We start from the raw sequence: 21,093 nt of genomic DNA on the forward strand, positions 1-21,093 counted from the left end.
GTCCTTTTTGGACGGGCGGGACGCCCATCCCACAATAACAATTAAAATTGTAAGTTATTTAATTCGCGATCCTTAGTTTTACTCATTCCTTTCTCACTTCTAGCAATATGGCGACATTTTATGCAATGAGTTCTGAAAATGCGCTCGTCCTATCCTTCATCCGAATCTGAAAAAAGAGATTCCAAGTCGCGGTATCCATTCACTACGCGAACTACATCAATTCCATCTTCTCAGGGGTAATAAAAAACGATGTAATCATCGACAATAAATCCTCGCAAGCTGGGAGATAGCTGGCTATAATTTTTACCCATATTAGGAAAATCCGCCGTGACTTTACATCGTTCTCGAATCCTATCAAAAAGCTTACTGGCCGAACTGTAATTATTACCAGCAATAGAAGGAGCAAATGTCATCTAAATCTTGAATTGCATCATCTGAGAAAGAATAGCTGCTCATAATCCAGACTCAGAAATTGAGCGAATTTTTTCCTGCAATCTGGCAAAAACTACTTCACCATCAGTCACTTTTCCTTGAGCAATTTGCTCAGTGCCGCTAGCAATTTTTTGTCTGAGTTCTGCCAGACGCTGCTGTTTCAGTGCACGATTTCTTTCTTCTAGCAGTTGCAATGCTTCGCTAATTAGTTCCTGAACGCTGTCATAGTTGCCACCTTGTAATTGCGAGAGCACGTATTTTTCCTGTTCTGGTGTTAGGGTAACATTCATTGTCTGGGCCCCTCTCAAAAACCTTAAATCAATTATACTCCAATAATTTAATCATGGCCCGTCACCTCTCTAATCTTCAATCCGCAGTTGCCAAAGTTTAACAGTACCATTCTCTCCGCCACTGACGAGAGTTTCGCCCAAAAGCCCGATCGCCACCGCAGACACAGGGCTAGAATGTCCATCTAAAGTGTGCAGCAATTCGCCGCGAAAATTCCAAAGTCTAACAGTACCGTCAAAACACCCCACTGCAAAGTATTTCCCGTCGGGGCTAATTGCGGCGGCGGAAGTGATGCGAATTGCTGTTTGCAGCGAATGCAATAATTCGCCTGTTTGCAAATTCCAGAGTTTGATAGTTTGGCCACCATGATTGACAAGAATTTGGCTATCGGAAGAAATCGCTACATAATTTTCGCTGCCAAATGTTCGTCTCACTTCGCCTCCCGGCAATTCCCACAAAGTGACTGTGGCGCGACAGAAACCGCTGGCTGCATTGAGGCCGCTGGCTACTAGCATTTTTCCGTTGGGACTCAGGGCGATCGCACTTATGTCATCCCCTTGATAGCCTGCCAAAACTTGCAGCAGTTGGCCGCTGTTGAGGTGCTGAAGCTTGACAGTGCTGCGGGTGGTGCCGATCGCCAAAATTTGCCAGTCGGGGCTTACGGCGACGGATTCGTGGCGGTGTACCTCTGCCAAACGCTTCAGCAGTTGGCCGTTTTGCAGGTTCCAGAGTTTGACTGTACCCGCGCGCGATCGTGTCAGCAGCGTTTTGCTGGCGGGACTGAAAGCCACTAGCAATACGGCTGTTGAATGTCCGAAAATTGTCTGCTGCAGTTCCCCGCTGTGCAAACTCCAAATTTTCACTGTACTATCCTCTGATCCCGTTGCGAGGAATTGTCCGTCGGGACTGATAGCTGCAGACAAAATCCTGTCTGAATGGTGGAGAGTAGCTTTTAATATGGCGCCGGTTGAGGTTTTTGGCTACGTTTTATATCCGGCTATTTCCAGCCAGTCGATCGCATCTCTCCAATTTTTAAGAGCATTTCGGGGCCGATTTGTCAATAATTCTATGTATCTGTACAAAGTTTTTGACAAGTCAACTTCTACACCTTTGATTTGTTTGTTGAGAAATACCGCAATTTCGGCTGGGCTGTAGCCGCACAACAAGCCGCAGAGGTGCCGCTTTTCTACAGGTGTCAGCCCTCTTCTGGTGTGGGGGGCGAATTGTTGTTTGGCATTTGCCAAGTCGGTGTAAAGCTTTTGGATGTCCCAGCCTTTGCTGGCGCGTGCAAATGGTTCTTCGGGTCGATCGAGGGTTGAGAGTATCATTTGCGGCAGTCGCGATCGAGTTCCTAGTCAAATTCCTAACCTAAATCCTAACATTCGCTGTGCGCGATCGAACTGTTGTCACCGCTAATCTATTTTTAACACAGCAAACAGGGGAAAGAGTTTCAGGTTGAAAATCCGCTCTTTTACAGTTGTCAAAATAAGTATACATCTACTGGAGAAATAGAAAATGCCGGGAATTGCGATCGCCTTATTTTTTATCCTAGGTTTAGTTTTAAGTCTTGTTGGCTATTTTTGGGGATTAGTTCAAGCTTTTGGAGAGGAAACTATTTGGGGAGTGCTTTACTTGCTTGTCCCATTGGCATCATTGGTTTTTTATATCAAAAATTGGAGCAATGAAAAAATTAGAAAAACCTTCTTAATTCAATGTGCTGGATTGTTGATGTTTGTATTGGGAGGCATTACTACTTCAGTATTTTATGGCAAAAATTTTGTAAAAATCTCTGGCTCTGGATCTAATGTAGAGCAGGGGTATAACGAGCAATCGCCCTCTTCTTTTCCTTCTGGTTTCAACACTTCTCCATCACCCAATCAAGAGTTATCTCCTGCTTTAGAGCCATCTCCTACTTCTGCTGCATCTGTAAATAATCCTAATTCTGCACGTGTTGCTGCTCAAAATTCTGACTTCAAACAATTGATGAAAGTCGGCTATATTTACTACGATCGGGGAGACTATCAAACCGCTTTAATCAATTTTAACAGAGCTTTACATATACGTCCCGGCGAGGCTTATGCTGTCAAGGCTGTTTACAACACCAAAAGTGCGATCGTCCAAAGCAGTGTCAAATAATAATCGGTGCAGTAAAAATTGCATACAGCGAATAGATAAGTGATTCACAGGGTTGTTAAAAATCTCACCTTAAATCATGAAAATCATCAAGCAAACGCCAAATAAATTAATAATTAAAACAGCCATCTTTTGGGATGGTTTGCTATTAATTTCTCCATTTATCGTTATGGGATTATTGCAGATTATTTTAGTATCAAATTGGATAGGTGGAGGTATCTTTCTGTTGTTTTCGCTGTCTTTGTTGGACGGGGCGATAGATGAAACATATATTTTTGATAAAACTCTTAGCAAAATGACCATTAAACGACGGGGTGTATGGCTTCATGATGTTACCGAATGCTCAACTCGCGATATTTCTGCGGTGGAATTAGAGGAAATAGGAGATAGCGAGGGAAATCGTAGTTATTATGTTGATTTGTGGATGTTCGGGGGCGATATCATCTGTTTAAGAAGCTATTCACTAACAGAACAATACAAAATGGCTGACTTGATTCGCAGCTATATCTCGATTAAGGATAATCGCACGGTTAGCAATGTATTTGCCCTACAAATCAGTGAACCCTAGCTATAGCAATCCTAAATATTCAGATAAATTGGTAGGGGTAGTGCTAAGAGTGCCTACCCCCTATCTATCGGGCAACCGGGCGTGGGATTGCCCCTACAATAATTATGCAAATGATGCGAGGATTGCTATATCGCGTAGGCAATCGCCCAAGTCCATCACCAGGGAGAAATGACGGAAAGCTATCTCAAAGCCACCCGCACCTATACTCGCTACAGTTATTGTGCGCGAGACATTTTAGTGCTAATATCTTAGCAAGATCAAAAGGCTCAGGTCATAGGACAAACTTCAAATAACATATAAGTTAACAATAGGGCGCATCCCAGCAAAGATAGGGCCTCTAATATCCTTTGTTTAATCTCAGGGTAAAATAAATGAAAATAATCGAGCAAACAGCGACTGAATTAAAAATTCAGACTCGTGGCGTATTTGATTTTTGGCTACCTAGCTGTTTGTTAATGGTATTTGGACTGAAATTGGCGGCGTTTGATTACAATTTGGCAAGCCTGTATTGTCACAGAGTGCAAGGAACACAAGGGAATTGTCAGTTGGTGCGATCGAGCTTGCTGGGATCGAAGATTCAAGAAATTCAGCTTGCTTCTTTGCAGGGAGCAAAAGTTGTCAGAGCGGCCTACACCAGCAAAGTTGTACTTCGGACTGATGCTGGCTATGTTCCTTTCACTGCTAACTCCCCTAATTGGGGAACCCAAGACGCTATTGCTTCGGACATCAATTCTTTTGTTAAAAATGCGGAGCGCAGATTGCTGGAATTAAAGCTACTCGACAGTTGGTTTCTAGGGATAGGAGCCATATTTGTGACAGCAGGGATAGCAGTAATAGCCTTCGGAAAAAAGGAAATTTATAGCTTTGATACAACTTTAAATGCCCTGACTGTTAAACAGCAGGGTTTGTTGGGAACTAAGCTAATTCAATACTCTCTGTGCGAGATTTATGGCGTGGAAGTCGAGCGAACAAAAGATCGGGAGCATGACATTTGGTACGAAGTTAGACTGTTAGTTTGTGGAGGCTCTCGCATCTCCCTACCCCGCACTATGAACCCATACCAGCAAGCAAAAATCGCCAAAGCGATTAACAACTATCTGCACCAGCAAAATAACCAAAAATAGCTGCTCGCGATCGACCCGATTTCTCAAGGTTGGAGACTTACGCAGAAACCGGGTTTTTTAGCAAAATCTCTCCTAGAGTGCGATCGCTTCCGTTATAAAAACCCGGTTTCTTTGGTATCGAGTGCGAAACTCGCAATTGGGTGGAAACTGATCATCTAAAAAGTGAACAATCGTTGACTTTTTAGGTTCTTTCGGAGCGCGAATTAAATAACTGACAATTTTAATTTTTATTGTGGGATGGGCGTCCCGCCCGTCATGAGTGGACGGGCGGGACGCCCATCCCACTTTCAAGAGTGGAAGTTATTTAATTCTCATTCCTTATAGCCCTTGATAAGCGGGCCTAGGGCATAGGCCTCCGTGGGCATAGGGCATAGGCCTCCGTGGGCATAGGGCATACCTCACCAAGATTGAGAACGGCTGTATGGCTGCTTGTTGATTATCTCCGGCATAAGTGCCTTGGTTTTGCGAACCCTGGCACAAATTAAAATAATATCTGTACATTGCCGACTAGCATCAAATCCCTGGCAGTGGTAAGAATTAAACCAAACGAAAGTAATTAAGGATGCCATGTCACTTTCAACTGCACAACCCGCTCTCCTAGTCCTGGCTGACGGTACTGCTTACCGCGGCTGGTCGTTTGGCGCTGACGCCACCGTCGTTGGCGAGGTAGTATTTAATACTGGAATGACGGGCTACCAAGAAGTATTGACCGATCCCAGCTATTGCGGTCAAATTGTCACTTTTACTTATCCAGAATTGGGCAATACCGGGGTAAATCTTGAAGACGAAGAATCCTCGCGCCCGCAAATTCGGGGTGCGATCGCCCGGAACGTATGCAGCCGCCCCAGCAACTGGCGCTGCTCACAATCTCTGCAAGACTATCTGAAACAGTACGATATCCCCGGAATTTACGGGATCGACACCCGCGCCCTCACTCGCAAAATTCGCACGGTGGGAGCGATCAACGGTGGCATTTCGACCACGATTCTCGACCAGGCAGAGCTTTTGGAACTCGTGCAAGATGCCCCCAGCATGGACGGGCTGAATCTGGTCCAGGAAGTCACCACCCGCAAGGTTTACGAGTGGTCTGAAGCCACGGACTCGGTTTGGGAGTTCAGTCCTACAGTCAAACCTGAAGAAGGCAAAATGTGGACGGTGGTAGCGCTAGACTTTGGGATCAAGCGCAACATCCTGCGGCGTCTGGCGAGTTACGGGTGTCGGGTCATCGTTGTCCCCGCTGACACGTCGCCGGAGGAAATCCTCAAATACAACCCGGACGGCATTTTTCTGTCCAACGGCCCCGGAGATCCGGCGGCGGTAACGGAAGGGATCGCGACTGCGAAAGCTTTGTTAAAGTCGGACAAACCCGTATTCGGCATCTGCATGGGACACCAAATTTTGGGACTTTCCTTGGGTGCAGAAACTTTTAAACTTAAGTTCGGCCATCGGGGATTGAATCATCCAGCGGGTTTAACTCAGCAAGTAGAAATTACTAGCCAAAATCATGGTTTTGCGATCGACCCCGATTCCCTAGCCCCCGAAGTAGAGATTACTCATCTCAATTTGAACGATCGCACCGTAGCCGGATTGAAGCATAAAACTCTGCCGCTGTTTTCAGTGCAATACCACCCCGAAGCCAGTCCGGGCCCGCACGACGCCGACTATTTATTCGATCGATTCGTGCAGTCAATGCGAGACAATCAGAAAGTAGCCAGCAGTAAGTAGTCAGCAGTCAGCAGTCAGCAGTCATTAGTCAGTAGTCATCAGAGGCTGTTTGTGTCGATCGCTTCTGACTAATGACTCATGACTAATGACTCATGACTAAAAAACTGTAGACAAAAGACCAAAAAACTCCTATAATGAAGCCTCGACTTTAAGCCATATCTAGCTAGGAGGGTGTCATTCCTGAGTCATTGACCCTGACCGTTAGCCTCAGAGGCACTCGCGAAGTCAAGAATAACTATCAGTTATTTCGCTTGACGGGCCTGCTGGACGCTTTTTCTGAGGCAACTTTTCGGAAGGTAATAAGCAAATGTATTGACGAGGGCCCAAAACACGTAATTTTGGACTTGTCTCAGATAGATTTTGTGGATAGTTCAGGCTTGGGCGCACTTGTGCAACTTGTCAAAAAAGCCCAAACCTTGGAAGGGACATTGCAAATTGTCTCAAATCCCCGCGTAACTCAGACTGTTAAACTGGTTCGCTTAGAGAAATTTCTGTCTTTGCAGCCTTCGGTTGATGAGGCGGTAAAAAACGTCAAGGATGCTTGACGCCAAAGTGAATTAAATTAGCTATCCGGTTCTCAACGCTGGATAGCAAATTTTTATTTTTGTCGTGGTAAAACAATACCGATTTTCCCAGAAGCTGCGACACGCACCAGCCGCTATTTCCCCGATGCTTAGAGTTTCGGTGGAGGGGCAGTAAAATATGTGTGGCAAACACGCGGAAAAATGGTACAAAAATTAGAGCATCCCGATTTGGTAAAAAGCCTTTTTTAGGAGTGCGATCGTCGCGCCAAGCTTTGCCTATATATCTCGCTTCGTGCTCTGAGAGCGAACAGTCCTGTAAAAGCTATAATTGCGGAAGTGACGAAAGACGAAATAAGTAAGTAACTAGAAAAACCAAGCTGTGCGGAAGTTTTATTTAAAAAAGTATGTCGCCGATCGCAGATGACGGACTCAAACTGAGTCTGACGGATATCAGTTTAAATCGAGTGCATCCTGCGAGGGCTACACCAGCAGAAATAGAAAGAATTTCGCCCGCAGCCTGGGCATATTTGGGAGATGCAGTGTACGAACTCTACATTCGGAGTTCGTACTTAGTCCCGCCCAGAAGATTGCAAGCTTATCACGAATTGGTGGTGGGGCAAGTACGAGCCGAAACTCAAGCGCGTCACTTGCGATCGCTCTCTCCTTACTTGAACAGTACAGAATTAGCAATTGTCAAGCGCGGCCGCAATGCTGCAGCGGGCCGTTCTAAGCGAGCAGATCCAGAGATATACCAACAAGCCAGCAGCTTAGAAACTTTGATCGGATATTTGTACCTCACCGATCCCGAAAGATTGACCGAGATTCTGGCACTTTTAGAACTTGAGACTTAAAGGATTTAGCAGTTAAGAGTTGGGAATGGGGAGGGAGTAATTAACCATCCTGGCACGGCTAACATAAAACCGCAAAAATCTCGATCGGCAAAACAAGATTTATCAAAGAAATGGGTTTAAAACCCCGTCGTTCTAGGACGGCTTTAATTCCTTCTGAATTTTCCCGATCGTGTTAAAATAGTATGGCATACTAAAGTAGTAAAACAGCTAAAAATAATGAAAGCAAGGTTCCAATACAGATTCTATCCAACCGATAGACAACGCCAGAGTTTGGCTCAGTTGTTTGGTTGTGTAAGAGTTGTTTGGAACGATGCTTTGGCTGTTAGCAGATGTGGCAAATATCCTGGGTACAACACTCTATCCAAGTCTCTAACTATATCTAAAAAGACAGAAGAAAGGGCATGGTTGAACGATGTTTCGTCCGTGCCGCTGCAACAATCCCTCAAACAGTTAGAGGTTGCTTACAAAAACTATTTTGATTTCCTAAAAGGGAAGAGAAAAGGCAAGAAAGTGGGTCAACCCAAATTCAAAAAAAAGACTAACAGTCAGTCTGCAACTTTTGCTAAAACAGGTTTCTCTATCAAAGGTGAGTCCGTGGATCTGGCAAAAATTGGAAATGTTAGCCCTATTTGGTCTAGGGAGTTACCATCAGAGCCTAGCTCTGTAACTGTACTAAAGGACTGTGCTAATCGCTATTTCTTGAGCTTTGTAGTAGAAGTTAAGCCCGTTCAAATTGATGCTAAAAACCCAAGTGTCGGAATTGATTTAGGGATTAAAACTTTTGCTGTGATGAGTAATGGGGAGAAAGCTAAAAGTCCAGACTATAAAGTGTTAGATCGAAAAATTCGTAAACTCCAAAAAAAGCTAGCTCGGCAATCTAAAGACTCGAAACGCAGAAATAGAACTCGGATTCAGATAGCCAAACTGCACAATCAAATTGCAGACACCCGTAAAGATTTCTTGCACAAGCTGTCAACCAAAATTGTTAGTGAAAACCAAACTATCGTTTTAGAAGACTTGAATGTGTCTGGAATGGTCAAAAACCGCAAACTTGCTAGAGCTATTAGTCTTCAGGGATGGAGAGAATTCCGAACTTGGTGCGAGGCAAAGTCTGAGAAATTTGGTCGAGACTTTAGAGTAATTAGTCGCTGGGAGCCTACCAGTCAAATTTGCTCGGATTGCGGCTTTAAGTGGGGAAGACTGGATTTAAAAATCAGATCGGTTCAGTGTTTGAATTGTGGCACTGAACACGAACGCGATGAGAACGCTGCAAAAAATATAAACAAAGTCGGGATAGGGCATTGCCACGACTCTAAACGGACACAGAGACAGAGTAAGACGACTTCGGTTGCGTCAGTCAGTGAAGTGTCAAGAATCACCGCACTTTTAGGGCGGTGAGTATGTCAATAACTAGCTATTTGAACAGAGCAAAATCCTTGCTCCCTCGCTAGACTATCTCAAATCTCAAAGCCCAAAGATTGCTCCCTCAATCAAGAATCTCACATCTACAATCTACAATCGACTAGCCTTCAGCCAAAACCTTTTGACCACAAGAAACCAATGAGAAAATTTACCAAACCCAACTTTTCGCGATCGAATTCCGACAGCAAGCCATTCAAAAGCGAAGGCCGCCGTCAGGACTCACAACCATCCTCTCCCCGCTTTGAACGCAAGCCCCGTCCCGATACTCGCGGAGTAGACGCGCCTCAAAAGCGATCGACCTTCGCCCCACAATCGCGAGAAATGCCCGTGAGAGCAATTTTCAAACGGAGAGTCGATGCCGACAGCCAACCGGAAATTCGCAGAAATAATCATTTCAAAGACAGAGACAGCAGCCCGCAGGAATCCAGGGGCAATTATTACCAAGACAGAGACAGAGATAGCAGCCCGCAGCCGGCCCGCAACAATTTCCGAGACAGAGACAGAGATAGCAGCCCCCAGCCGGCCCGCAACAATTTCCGAGACAGAGACAGAGACAGCAGCCCCCAGCCGGCCCGCAACAATTTCCGAGACAGAAACAGAGACAGCAGTCCGCAGGAATCCAGGGGAAATTATTACAAAGACAGAGACAAAGACAATAGCCCGCAGGAATTCCGGGGCAACCATTTCAGAGACAGAGACAAAGACAGAGACACTCGCCCTGTTGACACTGCCTCCAATACAGTCGTGCAACCAGACGCAGACACAGACGACATGATTTACGGCCGCCATGCGGTACAAGCAGCTTTAGAAACAAACCAAGTCCTCAACCGGATCTGGGTTGTTCCCCACCTGCGCTACGATCCCCGCTTTCATAGCTTGCTAACCGAAGCCAAAGCCAACGGCAGCATCATTGACGAAGTTGACGATTTGCGCCTCGACTACATCACGCGCAAAGCAAACCACCAAGGCGTAGCGGCTCAAGTATCAGCCTACGAATACCTGGATTTGAGCGAACTGATCGCAAAGGCTAAGTCGGCTTGCGAAGATCCAGTAATTGTGGTAGCAGAAGGACTCAACGACCCGCACAATCTAGGGGCGATTATTCGCACCGCAGAAGCATTGGGATCTCAGGGCATGGTGATTCCGCAGCGGCGGGCGGTTGGGATTACCTCAGCAGTGAGAAAAGTGGCAGCAGGGGCATTGGAAAGCCTGCCCGTGGCAAGGGTTGTCAATCTTAACCGGGCTCTGGAAGAACTCAAAGAGGCTGGATTCTGGATTTATGGCACTGCAGCAGGCGTCGGTCAATCTATAGAGACAGTCAAGTTCTCCGGGCCGACTGTTTTAGTGGTGGGTGGTGAGGCTGACGGTTTGAGCCTTTTGATACAGCGCGGATGTGACGGATTAGTTTCAATTCCTTTAAGGGGCCAGACTCCTAGCCTGAATGTCTCGGTAGCAACGGGGATGGCTTTATACGAAATTTACCGTCAGCGCGGGCCCAAAAAGTTTCACGTACACGGATCGTAAAGGTGGTTGAAAAAAAGAGCACAACAGAGTAGTTTATTGTCAATGCCGCCCAGCATGGAGTGGCACGACACCCGGAACAAGTAAGGATAGTCGATCGACTGTCGTTACTTGTTCCGGCGAAAGTAGAAGAAGCCTAGCCCCTAGGTTCAAACAGGAATTCGACACAAATCTATTTAGATATATTTAAATAGGTTTGGAGCGGTTCTTGGCAGCAGTCAGCCACGTGTAAATAACAAAAGCCTAGGCGTGTTCGCAGCACCCTGAAAACACCGTCAAATACATTAGAAGAAAAGCAGATGAAAGAATTCTTGATTAGCTTGCTCAACTTTTTCGGATTGGCTTGGTGGGTTGAAGTTAAAACTTCAGCGCCGCGGTGCATTTACTATTTTGGCCCGTTCTTAACCCAAGCAGAGGCGGCAACTGCAAAAGCAGGATATGTAGAAGACATAGAAAATGAAGGGGCAGAAGGTGTTAGTGTTTCGATTCACCGCTGCAAACCAATTACTTTGACGGTTGCAGAAGATTTGGGAAAGCTTGGTGATGGAGGGCTGTGGCCGGTTTTGAGCGGTCAGTAGAAGCAGGGGGAATTTTGAGTTTTGAGAGGCCTACGCTTCCCTCGCAACGCTGTGCGGTTTTGAGTTGTCAGTTGTAACTTCAAAACAGTTGAGTGTTGGGTGATTAATTGCTTGTGACAAACTCCAAATTTAAGACTAGCAATTGCCCACTGCTTCGGGGTGACTCTCTATCCAACGATCGATGTCTGCGAGTACCCGATCGGGAATTTCCCAAGGGAACAAGTGGGCTGTATTGGGATAACACTGCCACTGACAATCATGGAGGTGGCGGGCGGTTTCTAAACTGGATGCTGAGGTGATGTGCCGATCGCCCTCTCCGGCCAACACCAAGCACGGACAATGAATGTCGCCCAGGTGCAGCAGTCGATCGTATCCAGCCCTCAGAGCGGTATTTAACGCCTTGGTGGCCGTGTTGGAAGTCTTGAGGTAGGCGGGGGTACCTGCCTGTGCTAAGTAGCGGTAAGGGGTGGCTTTATGCTGCTGTATCAAGTAGCGAAAGAGCGATCGCCTCGCAAAAGTATCAATATTCCACTGCCAACCCGGTATCACCCAATTGATAATTCCGGCTAAACCAGTGTAAAGGTTATCTTGCCAAGAGATGGGAGGGTGACTTCCTCGCGGTTTTGCTGCGGATGCGAGTACAATTAAACCGGTGACTCGCTGGGGATATTTCATGGCTAATTCCAGGGCTAAAATCCCTCCCAAAGACCATCCGATTACCAAACACCGATCGACTCCTAATCTGTCTAATAGTGCTTCTAAATCGACCAGATGATCGGTCATTTCAAAGAAAGTTGAGGTGCGGCTGTTGCCGTATCCGCGCAAGTCTGGGGCGATCGTCTGGAACCGCTTTGATAGGTGTTCTGTGAATACCGACATACAATCGCCGGAACCTGGATGGCCGTGCAAGCAGAGAATAGGAAATCCTTTGCCTTTGACGGAAACACTGAGTTGTTGATGCGGCATTTTTTAACTGTTTGGGCGGTGCGTTGTCCCCGCTATAAATTGTATATTCCAGCGGTCAAAAGCTGGGGTTTCGGACCATGTAATCGGCAATTTTAGAAATAGACTGGCGCATTTGTAGCTCGCCGCTGCGGCTGTCAATCACAGTAATCACATAGGCCTCGTCGTCAATGCTCATCGCTAAAGTTGTGCCGAGCACCTTGGAATTTTGACCGGTTTTTTCGCCCAACCACTGAGCTTTAGTTCCTTGCAAGGCGGCAAATCCCAGAGCGTGATCGTACTGGCGGTTGAGAGTTTCTATTAATAGTTTAGCACCGGGTGTTTCGCCGTTGTAAATTTGCACCATCATTTCGGTGAGTTCGTTAGCAGTCAGGCGGTTGCGACCAGAACCGGGGTTGGAGGGCATAATTCTTTCCCCCATTAATTTGAAGTTGACGCGGGTGACTTCGTAGCCGCTATTATCTAAATATTGATTGATGTAATCCGAACCTAAATAATCGATTAGTTGATTGGTGGCGATATTGCTGCTGCGATAGATCATTTCTTCTAACAGTAGCTGTAGCGGATAATTGCGATTAGACCTAATCTTTGCCGATGCGTCTTCGGTGAAATTACCGCGAGTGACTAATACTTCCTGGTTCAGACTAATTTTTTCTTTTTCGACTTTTTGCATCAGGGCGACAGCAATCGGCAATTTAATTAAGCTGGCTGGACTGACAGGAGGTACATCGCCCCGCAGGTGTACGCACTCTCTAGAAAGGTTGCAAATACCGATCGAAGCTTGAGCCGACAAACCGCTTTCCCGGGCAAGTGCACCCAAAACATCAGATTTTGCTTGCTGCACTTGAGAGGTTGCTGCTGTTAAATTTCCCCGGTATTCTTGAGTTTTTGAGGCAGTGACGGAAGCTAAAAATGAATTTTGAGGAACTTCCTGCAAGTTGTTGAGGGCTTGATGCCAGAAAAATTGAGTTTGCTGCGAAGATGCGATCGACTTATTGGGCTGCTGTTTAGTTTCTACGGCTCTGTTGGCTAAACGGACTGCTTGCTGTAAGTTGTCGTTAGCCCTCTTTTCTACTAATATTTGAGCTTCCACCGCTTGCAACTGCTGTAGCAGTTGTTCTTGAGGATTGGCGGCTGCGAAGGGAACTAAGCCGGAGAGGATGCTTGGTTCTGGGGAGGGAGATGAGGGTTGTTCTAATTCGGCAATTAGCCCATCGCGAATTTTGTAGAGTTCGTCTAGGGAACGGGGGTTAGATGATTGAGAGAATGAACTTGCGATGGTTAACATCTGAACCAGTCCAATGCCGGCTACTACTGCCGCCATCTTGTTGGCGATCGACAAAAAACGCCTGATATCTGGCATATTTAACATCCTCAACACAACCAAATTCTATATAAGCAGCTATTGTTACATCAGTCAAACGATTTTAGATTTTAGATTTTAGATTTTAGATTTTTTCTTCAATCTAAAATCTAAAATCTAAAATAGTTCGATCGCGCCAATGTGGCAAAATAACCAAAATAAAGGGAGCGATCGCACGAAGGCAATCAACCCCCTCTAAATATTGCGAACTATCTACTTTCTGCGCCGCCGTCGCCAGTCAGCACCCAACCGCTTGAGGTAATCCCAGCCGCGTTGGGGCCAGACATGATCGCTACCAATCTTTTCGGCAATCCAGCGAGCGACTTTGGGGCCTGTCCAGTCTCCGCCGTCGGGGGCAGGGCCTAGCAGGGCTTGTCGCAGTTCTTCTTGCTGTTCAGGATTCAGCAAGGATTTTGCAGGAGGGGGCTGGCGGTCTCCGCTGCGGTTTCTCACAGAGTTAGGCCCTTCTCGGTTGTAGCGCTGGACAATTTCTTTGGCGTAGTCGTAGTTGAGGCCTACGACTTGGGCTGCTTGTTTGATAGTCCAATTTCGGGACACTAACAGCAGCAAGTGCCAGCGGCGCGACTCTGTGGTGTTTTGTGCCTGCCGGTAGCGAATTTTGAGTTCCTCTGCCGTCAGGTGGGATTCTAAGTGAGCTTTAGGTGGCATTCCTCCAACGGGGCATCGGGAACTTCTTACCATATATCTTTGGTTTTGGGGATAATTCCGGATGAAATTATTTTCCTGGGGATCGTGGCGGCAAATACCTAGCGTTTTTTAGCGCAGATGCACGCAGCTAGTCGCATTTGAGGAAGGACCAAGAATTTCAAACGTGGTACCCGCCACGTGATTTATCCGTGGAATCAATCCAAAATCTAAAATCGAAAATCACTTATTGCCCCCGCATTTATCCGTGGGGTCGCCTCTAAAATCTAAAATCGAAAATCTAAAATCGATTGACTGCTGTTTTTTTTGCAGGTGCGCGCAACAAAAGACCTCGGTGTGGCGGTGAGCGTTTCGAGCTTTTTTGTGAACCCCTGATTTCTGACAGGCTTTTTGAGCTCTAGTACAATGGGCGTGGATCGGAAAAGGTCGATTACTATTTTCTTCGATCGCGCCGCAGCCATTAATTCACTCGGCTGACTGATAACTTTCAGTGATTGTTGACTAAAAAACTGCTCTTCCTAATCTGACCATAATTATTAGGGTATCGACAGCCATACTCTAATATTTTATTAGCATCCTTTTCTATTTTTCCTTCATGTTTTTCGGAATATTCAGGACGTGATTAATTTCACAAGAAATCCGAGGCAGATGCTGCTAAATATGCTATTAAAAATAAATCAGATATAACAAGCGTGGGATTTTTTATATAACAAAAATTTTAGTAAAGTCTGAATATTCCAGCAATAAAGCAGTCATTATCTGGGATTATTTGATTTTTTAGGGCATCTTTTTTCCCATAAATCCTGGGTTGCATCGAGGACAAACTGGGCTGTAATATTTTAGAATTTAGATTACAGAATTTGGAATGACTGATTTCCTAATGATTGCGATCTTGCATAGACAGTCTTGGAGACCGAACCTAATTATGTAGGGGTCGCATTGCACACCTTACCCCTTACTCATATAAATCTGGCGTCAAACCACTTTTTGCATCAGTGCTGATACAGTTGCATTCTTGGTTTGTTAAAAAATTAGGTAAAAAACTCGATCGCTATTTGGTGGCCCGTGGGATTTGGGTAATTTAATCTATTGTATATAAAATGACCGATCGCCCGTTAGCGGAGCCCTCTTCGAGGCTCAAACTTTCGCCACAAAAATAGCCGACTTTGCCTTCGGGCTGTAAGCAGGTACAATTGCCAGTTATATTAACTGTATTGTCTCAAAGTAGAAATGATAAAGGTACGAGCATGGCATCCATCCGCGAGTTGCACCGACAACTGGTCAATAAAGAACGCTCTGCTGTGGAAATTACTCAAGAAGCATTAGACCGAATTACCCAGCTAGAGCCGAAGTTGAAAAGCTTTCTGTGCGTGACAGCAGACAGCGCACTGGCGCAGGCCCATAAAGTGGATGCCCAAATCGCAGCCGGAGAGCAAATTGGCCTGTTGGCCGGCATCCCGATCGCCGTTAAAGATAATATGTGCACCGAGGGCGTTCCCACAACCTGCGCCTCTCGGATTTTGGAGAATTTTGTTCCTCCCTACGATGCCACCGTCGTCTCGAAACTCCAAGCAGCCGGTGCGGTGATTGTGGGTAAGGCGAATATGGACGAGTTTGCAATGGGGAGCTCGACAGAAACTTCTGCTTATCAAGTTACCGCGAATCCTTGGGACTTGGAGCGCGTGCCCGGAGGGTCTTCTGGCGGTTCTGCCGCAGCGGTAGCCGCTGGAGAATGCGTCGTGAGTTTGGGTTCGGATACTGGGGGATCAATCCGCCAACCTGCTGCTTTTTGCGGGTTGGTGGGGCTGAAACCGACTTATGGGTTGGTTTCTCGCTACGGTTTGGTGGCCTATGCTTCTTCTCTCGATCAAATCGGGCCCTTTGGCCGGACTGTTGAGGATTCGGCGATTTTGTTGGGGGCGATCGCCGGTTACGATCCGAAAGATTCCACGAGTCTTAATGTCCCAATTCCTGACTACGCTCAAGCTTTAAGACCCAGTTTGCGACCGAAGGGTCAGATTAGAATTGGTGTAATTAAAGAAACTTTTGGTGTAGGGCTGGACTCCGGGGTTAAAGACGCTGTTACTAAGGCGATCGAGCAATTTCAACAATTGGGCGCCGAAATTCAAGTCATTTCTTGTCCCCGGTTCCGCTACGGTTTGCCCACTTACTACATTATTGCTCCCTCGGAAGCTTCGGCAAATTTGGCGCGATATGATGGAGTTAAGTACGGTTTCCGGTCTCCAGACTCCGATAATCTTTTGGATATGTATGCCAAAACCCGCTCTCAAGGGTTCGGTGCGGAAGTTAAACGCCGGATTGCGATCGGCACTTACGTATTGTCGGCTGGATATTACGATGCTTATTATCTAAAAGCTCAAAAAGTTCGGACTTTGATTAAAGAAGACTTTGAAAAAGCTTTTTCTCAAGTTGATGTTTTAGTCTGTCCCACTGCTCCTACTACCGCATTTAAGGCAGGCGAAAAATTCAATGACCCCCTGAGTATGTATTTGTCAGATTTGATGACTATTCCGGTGAATCTTGCTGGTTTGCCAGCTTTGAGTTTGCCCTGCGGATTTGATGATAAAGGACTGCCGGTGGGTATACAACTGATTGGTAATGTTTTGCAAGAATCTCGGTTGTTTCAGGTGGCTCACGCTTACGAACAGTCTACGAATTGGCACTTGCACCACCCCGAATTGCATTAATTTCTGAAAATCGGCGGAATACGGTGGCGGAAGTTAGTAATCGATCTTGGCTAATTGTCTGAATTAATAATTTGCCATTAGCTTTTGAGCGATCTCTAATTTCCCGCGTGCTCTATCTATGAACAATTTCCTAGTATTCCTTTTGTCTAAATCGCTAATAGCTTTTGGGATAGTTTTGGCCGTTGCTTATTCTGCTGCTTGTGTATTCCTCTTTGTAGCGCAAGGTAAGTTTATCTTTTTTCCTGCGCGGGCGATCGAAACTACGCCAGATGATTTTCAGTTGCAATATCAAGATGTTTGGTTGCCAATTCCAACTAAAACAGGCGCGGTGGACAGCGTTCACGGGTGGTGGATTCCTGCATCGGAAAATCCCCCCAGCCCCCCCGAAGCTAGGGGTGGAGCAAGAAAGGGGCAGGCTGTTCCCTCTGTTAACACCGGAGACTCGGATACCCCCCCCAGCCCCCCCTTGCCAAGGGGGGGAGCAAGAAAGGGGGAGGCTGTTCCCTCTGTTAACACCGGAGACTCGGATACCCCCCCCAGCCCCCCCTTGCCAAGGGGGGGAGCTAGAGGAGTCGGAACGTCCCCGCAAAGTGAGAGACCGGCAGTCGCTCCGGTTCCCCCCCTTAACAAGGGGGGGTTAGGGGGGGTAGTTTTGTACCTGCACGGCAATGCTTCAAATGTGGGATCAAATGTCGAACACGCTTATCGATTTCATGGGTTAGGTTTGTCGGTATTTGTGATGGATTATCGTGGTTATGGCAAAAGCCAGGGCGATTTTCCGAGTGAATCTCAGGTTTATGAGGATGCTCAGCTTGCTTGGGATTATTTGGTGAAACAGCGGGGGATTAACCCGAATCAAATTTATCTCTACGGTCATTCTTTGGGAGGGGCGATCGCGATCGATCTAGCCTTGCGTCACCCGGAGGCGGCAGGGGTAATTGTAGAAGGCTCTTTTACTTCGACGCGGGCGATGGTGAATTTCCAAAAAGGGCTGTTTTGGATGTTTCCGATCGATGTTTTGCTGACACAGCGGTTTGATTCTCTTTCAAAAGTCGATCGCCTGCAAATGCCTGTGCTGTTTATTCACGGGACTGCTGACAATGTAGTTCCAGTGGAAATGACCAAAAAACTGTTTGATGCAGCACCTGAACCCAAACAGTTGTACATAGTTCCTGATGGAGGTCACACTAATGTGGCAGATATCGGGGGCGCAGAATATCTGCAAATACTGAGCCAATTTTTAGGTTGTTCACAGTAGATCAAAGCTCTTGGCGGTAACAGGTTAAGTTTGATATCTGTACCGCCTACTCGCACTTCTAACTGTACATATTAAACAGAGCAGTTATCGCGATGATACTACTTAGTAGAACCTTAATACATTAAGCCACCAGTCATTTAAGGCATAGCAGTAATTACAGTAATTGTTCGCGCTTATAGCTTCTTCTTTCTTAACCTCGCAGCCTCGCCAAGATGTTTTTTGGTTTGGCATCCTGGCACCGCAAAGATTGGCATCTGTGAGATTAGCTTTGTTCAATCTCGCATCCCTCAAGTCGGCATTTCTCAGGTCTGCACCGCTGAGATTTGCACCGCTTAAATCGGCTTCTTTGAGGTCTGCACCCCTGAGATTTGCACCGCTTAAATCGGCATTTCTTAGGTCAGTTCTAGTTAGTTTAGCGGCGCTCAAATTACTGCATTTTAAGTTAGCCAACTGGAGGGATGCGTCTGGCAGAAAACTCTCGCTGAGGTTGGCATTTTCTAAGTTGGCTCCCCTGATGTCGGCCCTGCTCATGTCGGCTTTGCTGAGGTCGGCGTCGGCCAAAAAGGCGTTTCTCATGTTGGCGTTGTTTAAATTAGCTTCCATTAAGTCAGCCGCAGTCAAGTCGGCATCAACTAAGTCAGCCCTGCTGAGAGTGGCGCGGCTCAAGGAAGCGCCAAACAAATCTGCACGGCTCAAGGAAGCGCCAAATAAGTCGCATCCGGGACATCCTCTGGTTTCTAGCAGCCGCTTTACTAGGGACAGATTTTGAGCTTGTAAGGGAAGTGCGGCGCAAAATGGGAGTAGCATTATCGCTGCTGTCAGAATTTTCAGTTTGATTTTGGTCATAGTCTTGGTAAGTCCTGTAACTGCCTTTCAACACCGATTAGTCTGCTGGACTTACGCGCGGGAGACCAAAAACCCGGTTTCCTCGTTAATTCATCGCTGTCCAACCCAAGATTCTAAGCAGAAACTGGGTGGTTTGCGTAAGTCCTAGTCTAGTGGATGGACGCGGCTCGACGGTGTAAGGTTCGTAGGCGTAAGCCGGGGCGTAGCCATCGCGCTCTCCATCGCGGATATTACCTACGCCTTTGGGATGAAAGCCCGCACATCAAGGCTCCCTTGCAGCGAACGACGATCGACCGGAGGCGCTAAATGCCAGGGATTCTATATCTGGCGACGGCAGCAGCAAGTGGCAGACTCCGACAACGGATAAGTATTGGTAATCGATGCAGTGGGATTTTGCTGCCGAGGGCGATCGTTCTCCCTACAGGCGATCGGTAAATAAGCCAATTGGCTTAGACTCTTAAGACATATTGCTGATGCGCTGCCTTCTATAAAAAAGATAGCATTTTTGTATGATCCCCGAAATAATACCGAGCCAGCAAGTATAAAAAAAATATACCAAATGTATCGGCGGGTGGGAAAATAGGGTACAGCTAATACTTTCAGACGAGGAAAATAGATGTCCAACAGCATAGATCAACTTGCAGAAGGTGGCAGGGGGATCAAACTCATGTGGCAGATTGCAGACGAGATCAGTTACACCCGGACTCTCGACGATCGAAACTGTTTGTGGCTGAGCAAAAGTTACGAAGTAGAAGGTTGCAATCGCTCCCAAAATATAAAAAAAGCTAGCGTTTTAGATGGGTTAATGAATTTATTAAACACCTGGGATTGGCAGACTGAAACAGAGCAGGAAGAAGAGCTGCATGAAACTTTTATTCAACATATTAGCCTGCAAGTCAACACAGATGTCAATGCTTTAACTCAAGTTTTGTTGTGGTTTGAACAGTTGAAAGATATATCGCTCCCCAATGAAGTTTGGTGGAAGATTCAGTTGGGGTTGGCTGAAGGTTTCACTAATGCAGTTCGCCACGCTCACAAAAATCTGCCAGTAGAAACTCCTGTGCAACTCGAAATTACGGTGTTTAATGGACGGTTGGAACTCAAAGTTTGGGATTGCGGGCCGTGTTTTGATTTTGATGCTAAGCTGAAGGAAATTATTGCAGCAGATAGAAATAACGGCTTGGATTTAGAGGTTTTGAACGAGGCTTACTTGATGCCTAGCAGACAGAAAACTTTGGAACCGTCTCTCTTTCTAATTGCTGGGTAGCTTTGGGGTGATGGACAATGGGAGCATCTCAATGAAAGCAGGCCTCCGCTAGAAATTGGAGTTTTGAGGCAGGAGTTTTGAGGCAGGAGGCAGGAGGGAAGAGGGAAGAGGAAGAAGGAAGGAGCCAGAAGAAGTGTTTTTACAAATATGAGATGCTTCCTGGACAATTAACAGACTGGCACGGTAAAAAATGTGTTAGTAGGCTAAAAACGGTGTTAGGGGGAAAATTTACGGGTTTTGTCTCCGCGTGGGTGAGGGGTTTTGAATACTGCCCACCTGCTGCGGCTTGGGTTAAGAGCTATGGTATTGGGTGATTCTATAGCGGTTCGATAGAAACGGGTGCATCTGTCGAATTAAATATTATAATTAAATATTAAAAACTCAACATTAAAGGTTAAAAATTATTCACACTAATTTTTGATATTTTAATTTATCATAGTATCTGGTCGCTCACCAATTACTAATGATTTCCAAAGAAACTTTATTTGTTCTGTCTCTATTTCCCTACTTGGGATTTCTCTGGTTTTTGACTCGATCGGGAAAAACACCCCGTTTAGCTCTGATGGGATTTTACGGGACTCTCGTTTTTGTAGCGGTGACGATTCCCGCCGCAATTTACGCAAAAGTTGCCTACAACGAGTCACTAGCAAATGTAGATTGGCTGCACGGTTCTGCGGAACTATTCTTGACACTTGCCAATATTTTATTAGTTTTAGGCTTTAGAGAAGCGGTGATTAAAGCCAAAGCATCCTCACAAGAATAAACTTGAGAGGGTAGTCGGGATTAATGCGAGACTTTCATTTGACTAGCGTCTGTTTAGGATCGCGAATTAAATAACTTACAATTTTAATTGTTA

General features: G+C 46.2%; 22 protein-coding genes. 14 read left to right on the plus strand and 8 right to left on the minus strand.

The genetic code is table 11. The features are described from left to right. Positions 1 to 230: 230 nt before the first annotated feature. From QUA88_RS19450 to QUA88_RS19465, 4 genes are all read right to left on the minus strand, one after another. Positions 231 to 413 carry a type II toxin-antitoxin system RelE/ParE family toxin gene (locus QUA88_RS19450; protein ID WP_333056879.1) on the minus strand — a complete coding sequence of 61 codons (183 nt, stop codon included), beginning with the start codon at positions 411 to 413 and terminating at the stop codon, positions 231 to 233. Between the two features lie 39 nt (positions 414 to 452). Next, a complete protein-coding gene (locus tag QUA88_RS19455; protein WP_333056880.1) occupies positions 453 to 722 on the minus strand; it encodes a type II toxin-antitoxin system ParD family antitoxin in 270 nt (89 codons plus the stop codon). Between the two features lie 69 nt (positions 723 to 791). Continuing rightward, a complete protein-coding gene (locus QUA88_RS19460; RefSeq protein ID WP_445300599.1) occupies positions 792 to 1,679 on the minus strand; it encodes a WD40 repeat domain-containing protein in 888 nt (295 codons plus the stop codon). Between the two features lie 21 nt (positions 1,680 to 1,700). Next, positions 1,701 to 2,048: a hypothetical protein gene (locus tag QUA88_RS19465; RefSeq protein WP_333273245.1), complete on the minus strand. Its 348-nt coding sequence runs from the start codon at positions 2,046 to 2,048 to the stop codon at positions 1,701 to 1,703. 187 nt (positions 2,049 to 2,235) lie between these two features. Here QUA88_RS19465 and QUA88_RS19470 point away from each other — a divergent pair, with 187 nt between their 5' ends. From QUA88_RS19470 to QUA88_RS19510, 9 genes are all read left to right on the plus strand, one after another. After that, a complete protein-coding gene (locus tag QUA88_RS19470) occupies positions 2,236 to 2,856 on the plus strand; it encodes a hypothetical protein (protein ID WP_333056882.1) in 621 nt (206 codons plus the stop codon). Between the two features lie 76 nt (positions 2,857 to 2,932). Next, complete coding sequence (locus QUA88_RS19475) at positions 2,933 to 3,421, plus strand: hypothetical protein (protein WP_333273248.1); 489 nt, start codon at positions 2,933 to 2,935, stop codon at positions 3,419 to 3,421. Between the two features lie 371 nt (positions 3,422 to 3,792). After that, positions 3,793 to 4,545: a hypothetical protein gene (locus QUA88_RS19480; RefSeq protein ID WP_333056884.1), complete on the plus strand. Its 753-nt coding sequence runs from the start codon at positions 3,793 to 3,795 to the stop codon at positions 4,543 to 4,545. Positions 4,546 to 5,112: 567 nt separating this feature from the next. Then, a complete protein-coding gene (gene carA / locus QUA88_RS19485) occupies positions 5,113 to 6,270 on the plus strand; it encodes a glutamine-hydrolyzing carbamoyl-phosphate synthase small subunit (protein WP_333057154.1) in 1,158 nt (385 codons plus the stop codon). A 188-nt stretch (positions 6,271 to 6,458) separates the two neighbouring features. Next, complete coding sequence (locus QUA88_RS19490) at positions 6,459 to 6,815, plus strand: STAS domain-containing protein (protein WP_333037230.1); 357 nt, start codon at positions 6,459 to 6,461, stop codon at positions 6,813 to 6,815. Positions 6,816 to 7,198: 383 nt separating this feature from the next. Next, positions 7,199 to 7,645, plus strand: a complete 447-nt coding sequence (locus QUA88_RS19495) for a ribonuclease III domain-containing protein (RefSeq protein WP_333057156.1) — start codon at positions 7,199 to 7,201, stop codon at positions 7,643 to 7,645. A gap of 216 nt (positions 7,646 to 7,861) precedes the next feature. After that, positions 7,862 to 9,043, plus strand: a complete 1,182-nt coding sequence (locus QUA88_RS19500) for a transposase (RefSeq protein WP_333057157.1) — start codon at positions 7,862 to 7,864, stop codon at positions 9,041 to 9,043. Positions 9,044 to 9,205: 162 nt separating this feature from the next. After that, the gene (gene rlmB, locus QUA88_RS19505) at positions 9,206 to 10,591 is read left to right on the plus strand and encodes a 23S rRNA (guanosine(2251)-2'-O)-methyltransferase RlmB (RefSeq protein ID WP_333273254.1); all 1,386 of its coding nucleotides are present in this window, start codon (positions 9,206 to 9,208) and stop codon (positions 10,589 to 10,591) included. A gap of 296 nt (positions 10,592 to 10,887) precedes the next feature. Further along, a complete protein-coding gene (locus tag QUA88_RS19510) occupies positions 10,888 to 11,166 on the plus strand; it encodes a DUF1816 domain-containing protein (RefSeq protein WP_333057159.1) in 279 nt (92 codons plus the stop codon). A gap of 135 nt (positions 11,167 to 11,301) precedes the next feature. On the opposite strand, the gene QUA88_RS19515 is transcribed toward QUA88_RS19510, so the two are convergent. From QUA88_RS19515 to QUA88_RS19525, 3 genes are all read right to left on the minus strand, one after another. Beyond that, complete coding sequence (locus QUA88_RS19515) at positions 11,302 to 12,132, minus strand: alpha/beta hydrolase (RefSeq protein ID WP_333057160.1); 831 nt, start codon at positions 12,130 to 12,132, stop codon at positions 11,302 to 11,304. A gap of 55 nt (positions 12,133 to 12,187) precedes the next feature. Then, complete coding sequence (locus QUA88_RS19520; protein WP_333057161.1) at positions 12,188 to 13,492, minus strand: serine hydrolase; 1,305 nt, start codon at positions 13,490 to 13,492, stop codon at positions 12,188 to 12,190. A gap of 213 nt (positions 13,493 to 13,705) precedes the next feature. Then, on the minus strand, positions 13,706 to 14,161 hold the full coding sequence (locus tag QUA88_RS19525; RefSeq protein WP_333057162.1) for a helix-turn-helix domain-containing protein: 456 nt from the start codon (positions 14,159 to 14,161) through the stop codon (positions 13,706 to 13,708). A gap of 1,244 nt (positions 14,162 to 15,405) precedes the next feature. Between QUA88_RS19525 and gatA the strand changes: the two genes are divergently transcribed. Next, complete coding sequence (gene gatA, locus QUA88_RS19530) at positions 15,406 to 16,866, plus strand: Asp-tRNA(Asn)/Glu-tRNA(Gln) amidotransferase subunit GatA (protein ID WP_333057204.1); 1,461 nt, start codon at positions 15,406 to 15,408, stop codon at positions 16,864 to 16,866. A 118-nt stretch (positions 16,867 to 16,984) separates the two neighbouring features. Beyond that, complete coding sequence (locus QUA88_RS19535) at positions 16,985 to 18,124, plus strand: alpha/beta fold hydrolase (RefSeq protein ID WP_333273259.1); 1,140 nt, start codon at positions 16,985 to 16,987, stop codon at positions 18,122 to 18,124. Positions 18,125 to 18,226: 102 nt separating this feature from the next. Here the strand turns inward: QUA88_RS19535 and QUA88_RS19540 are convergent, their stop codons facing one another. Next, a complete protein-coding gene (locus QUA88_RS19540; RefSeq protein ID WP_333057165.1) occupies positions 18,227 to 18,970 on the minus strand; it encodes a pentapeptide repeat-containing protein in 744 nt (247 codons plus the stop codon). A 306-nt stretch (positions 18,971 to 19,276) separates the two neighbouring features. On the opposite strand from QUA88_RS19540, the gene QUA88_RS19545 reads away from it, so the two are divergent. The 3 genes from QUA88_RS19545 (at position 19,277) to QUA88_RS19555 (ending at position 21,000) form a co-directional block, all read left to right on the plus strand. After that, entirely contained in the window at positions 19,277 to 19,405 is a 129-nt protein-coding gene (locus tag QUA88_RS19545) for a hypothetical protein (protein WP_333057166.1), read from the plus strand. A gap of 181 nt (positions 19,406 to 19,586) precedes the next feature. Next, complete coding sequence (locus QUA88_RS19550; protein ID WP_333057167.1) at positions 19,587 to 20,237, plus strand: ATP-binding protein; 651 nt, start codon at positions 19,587 to 19,589, stop codon at positions 20,235 to 20,237. A gap of 463 nt (positions 20,238 to 20,700) precedes the next feature. After that, the gene (locus tag QUA88_RS19555; RefSeq protein WP_333057168.1) at positions 20,701 to 21,000 is read left to right on the plus strand and encodes a DUF3593 domain-containing protein; all 300 of its coding nucleotides are present in this window, start codon (positions 20,701 to 20,703) and stop codon (positions 20,998 to 21,000) included. The last annotated feature ends 93 nt before the right edge of the window (positions 21,001 to 21,093 follow it).

It is taken from the genome of Microcoleus sp. D3_18_C2 (genome assembly GCF_036702395.1).
Taxonomy (GTDB): domain Bacteria; phylum Cyanobacteriota; class Cyanobacteriia; order Cyanobacteriales; family Microcoleaceae; genus Microcoleus.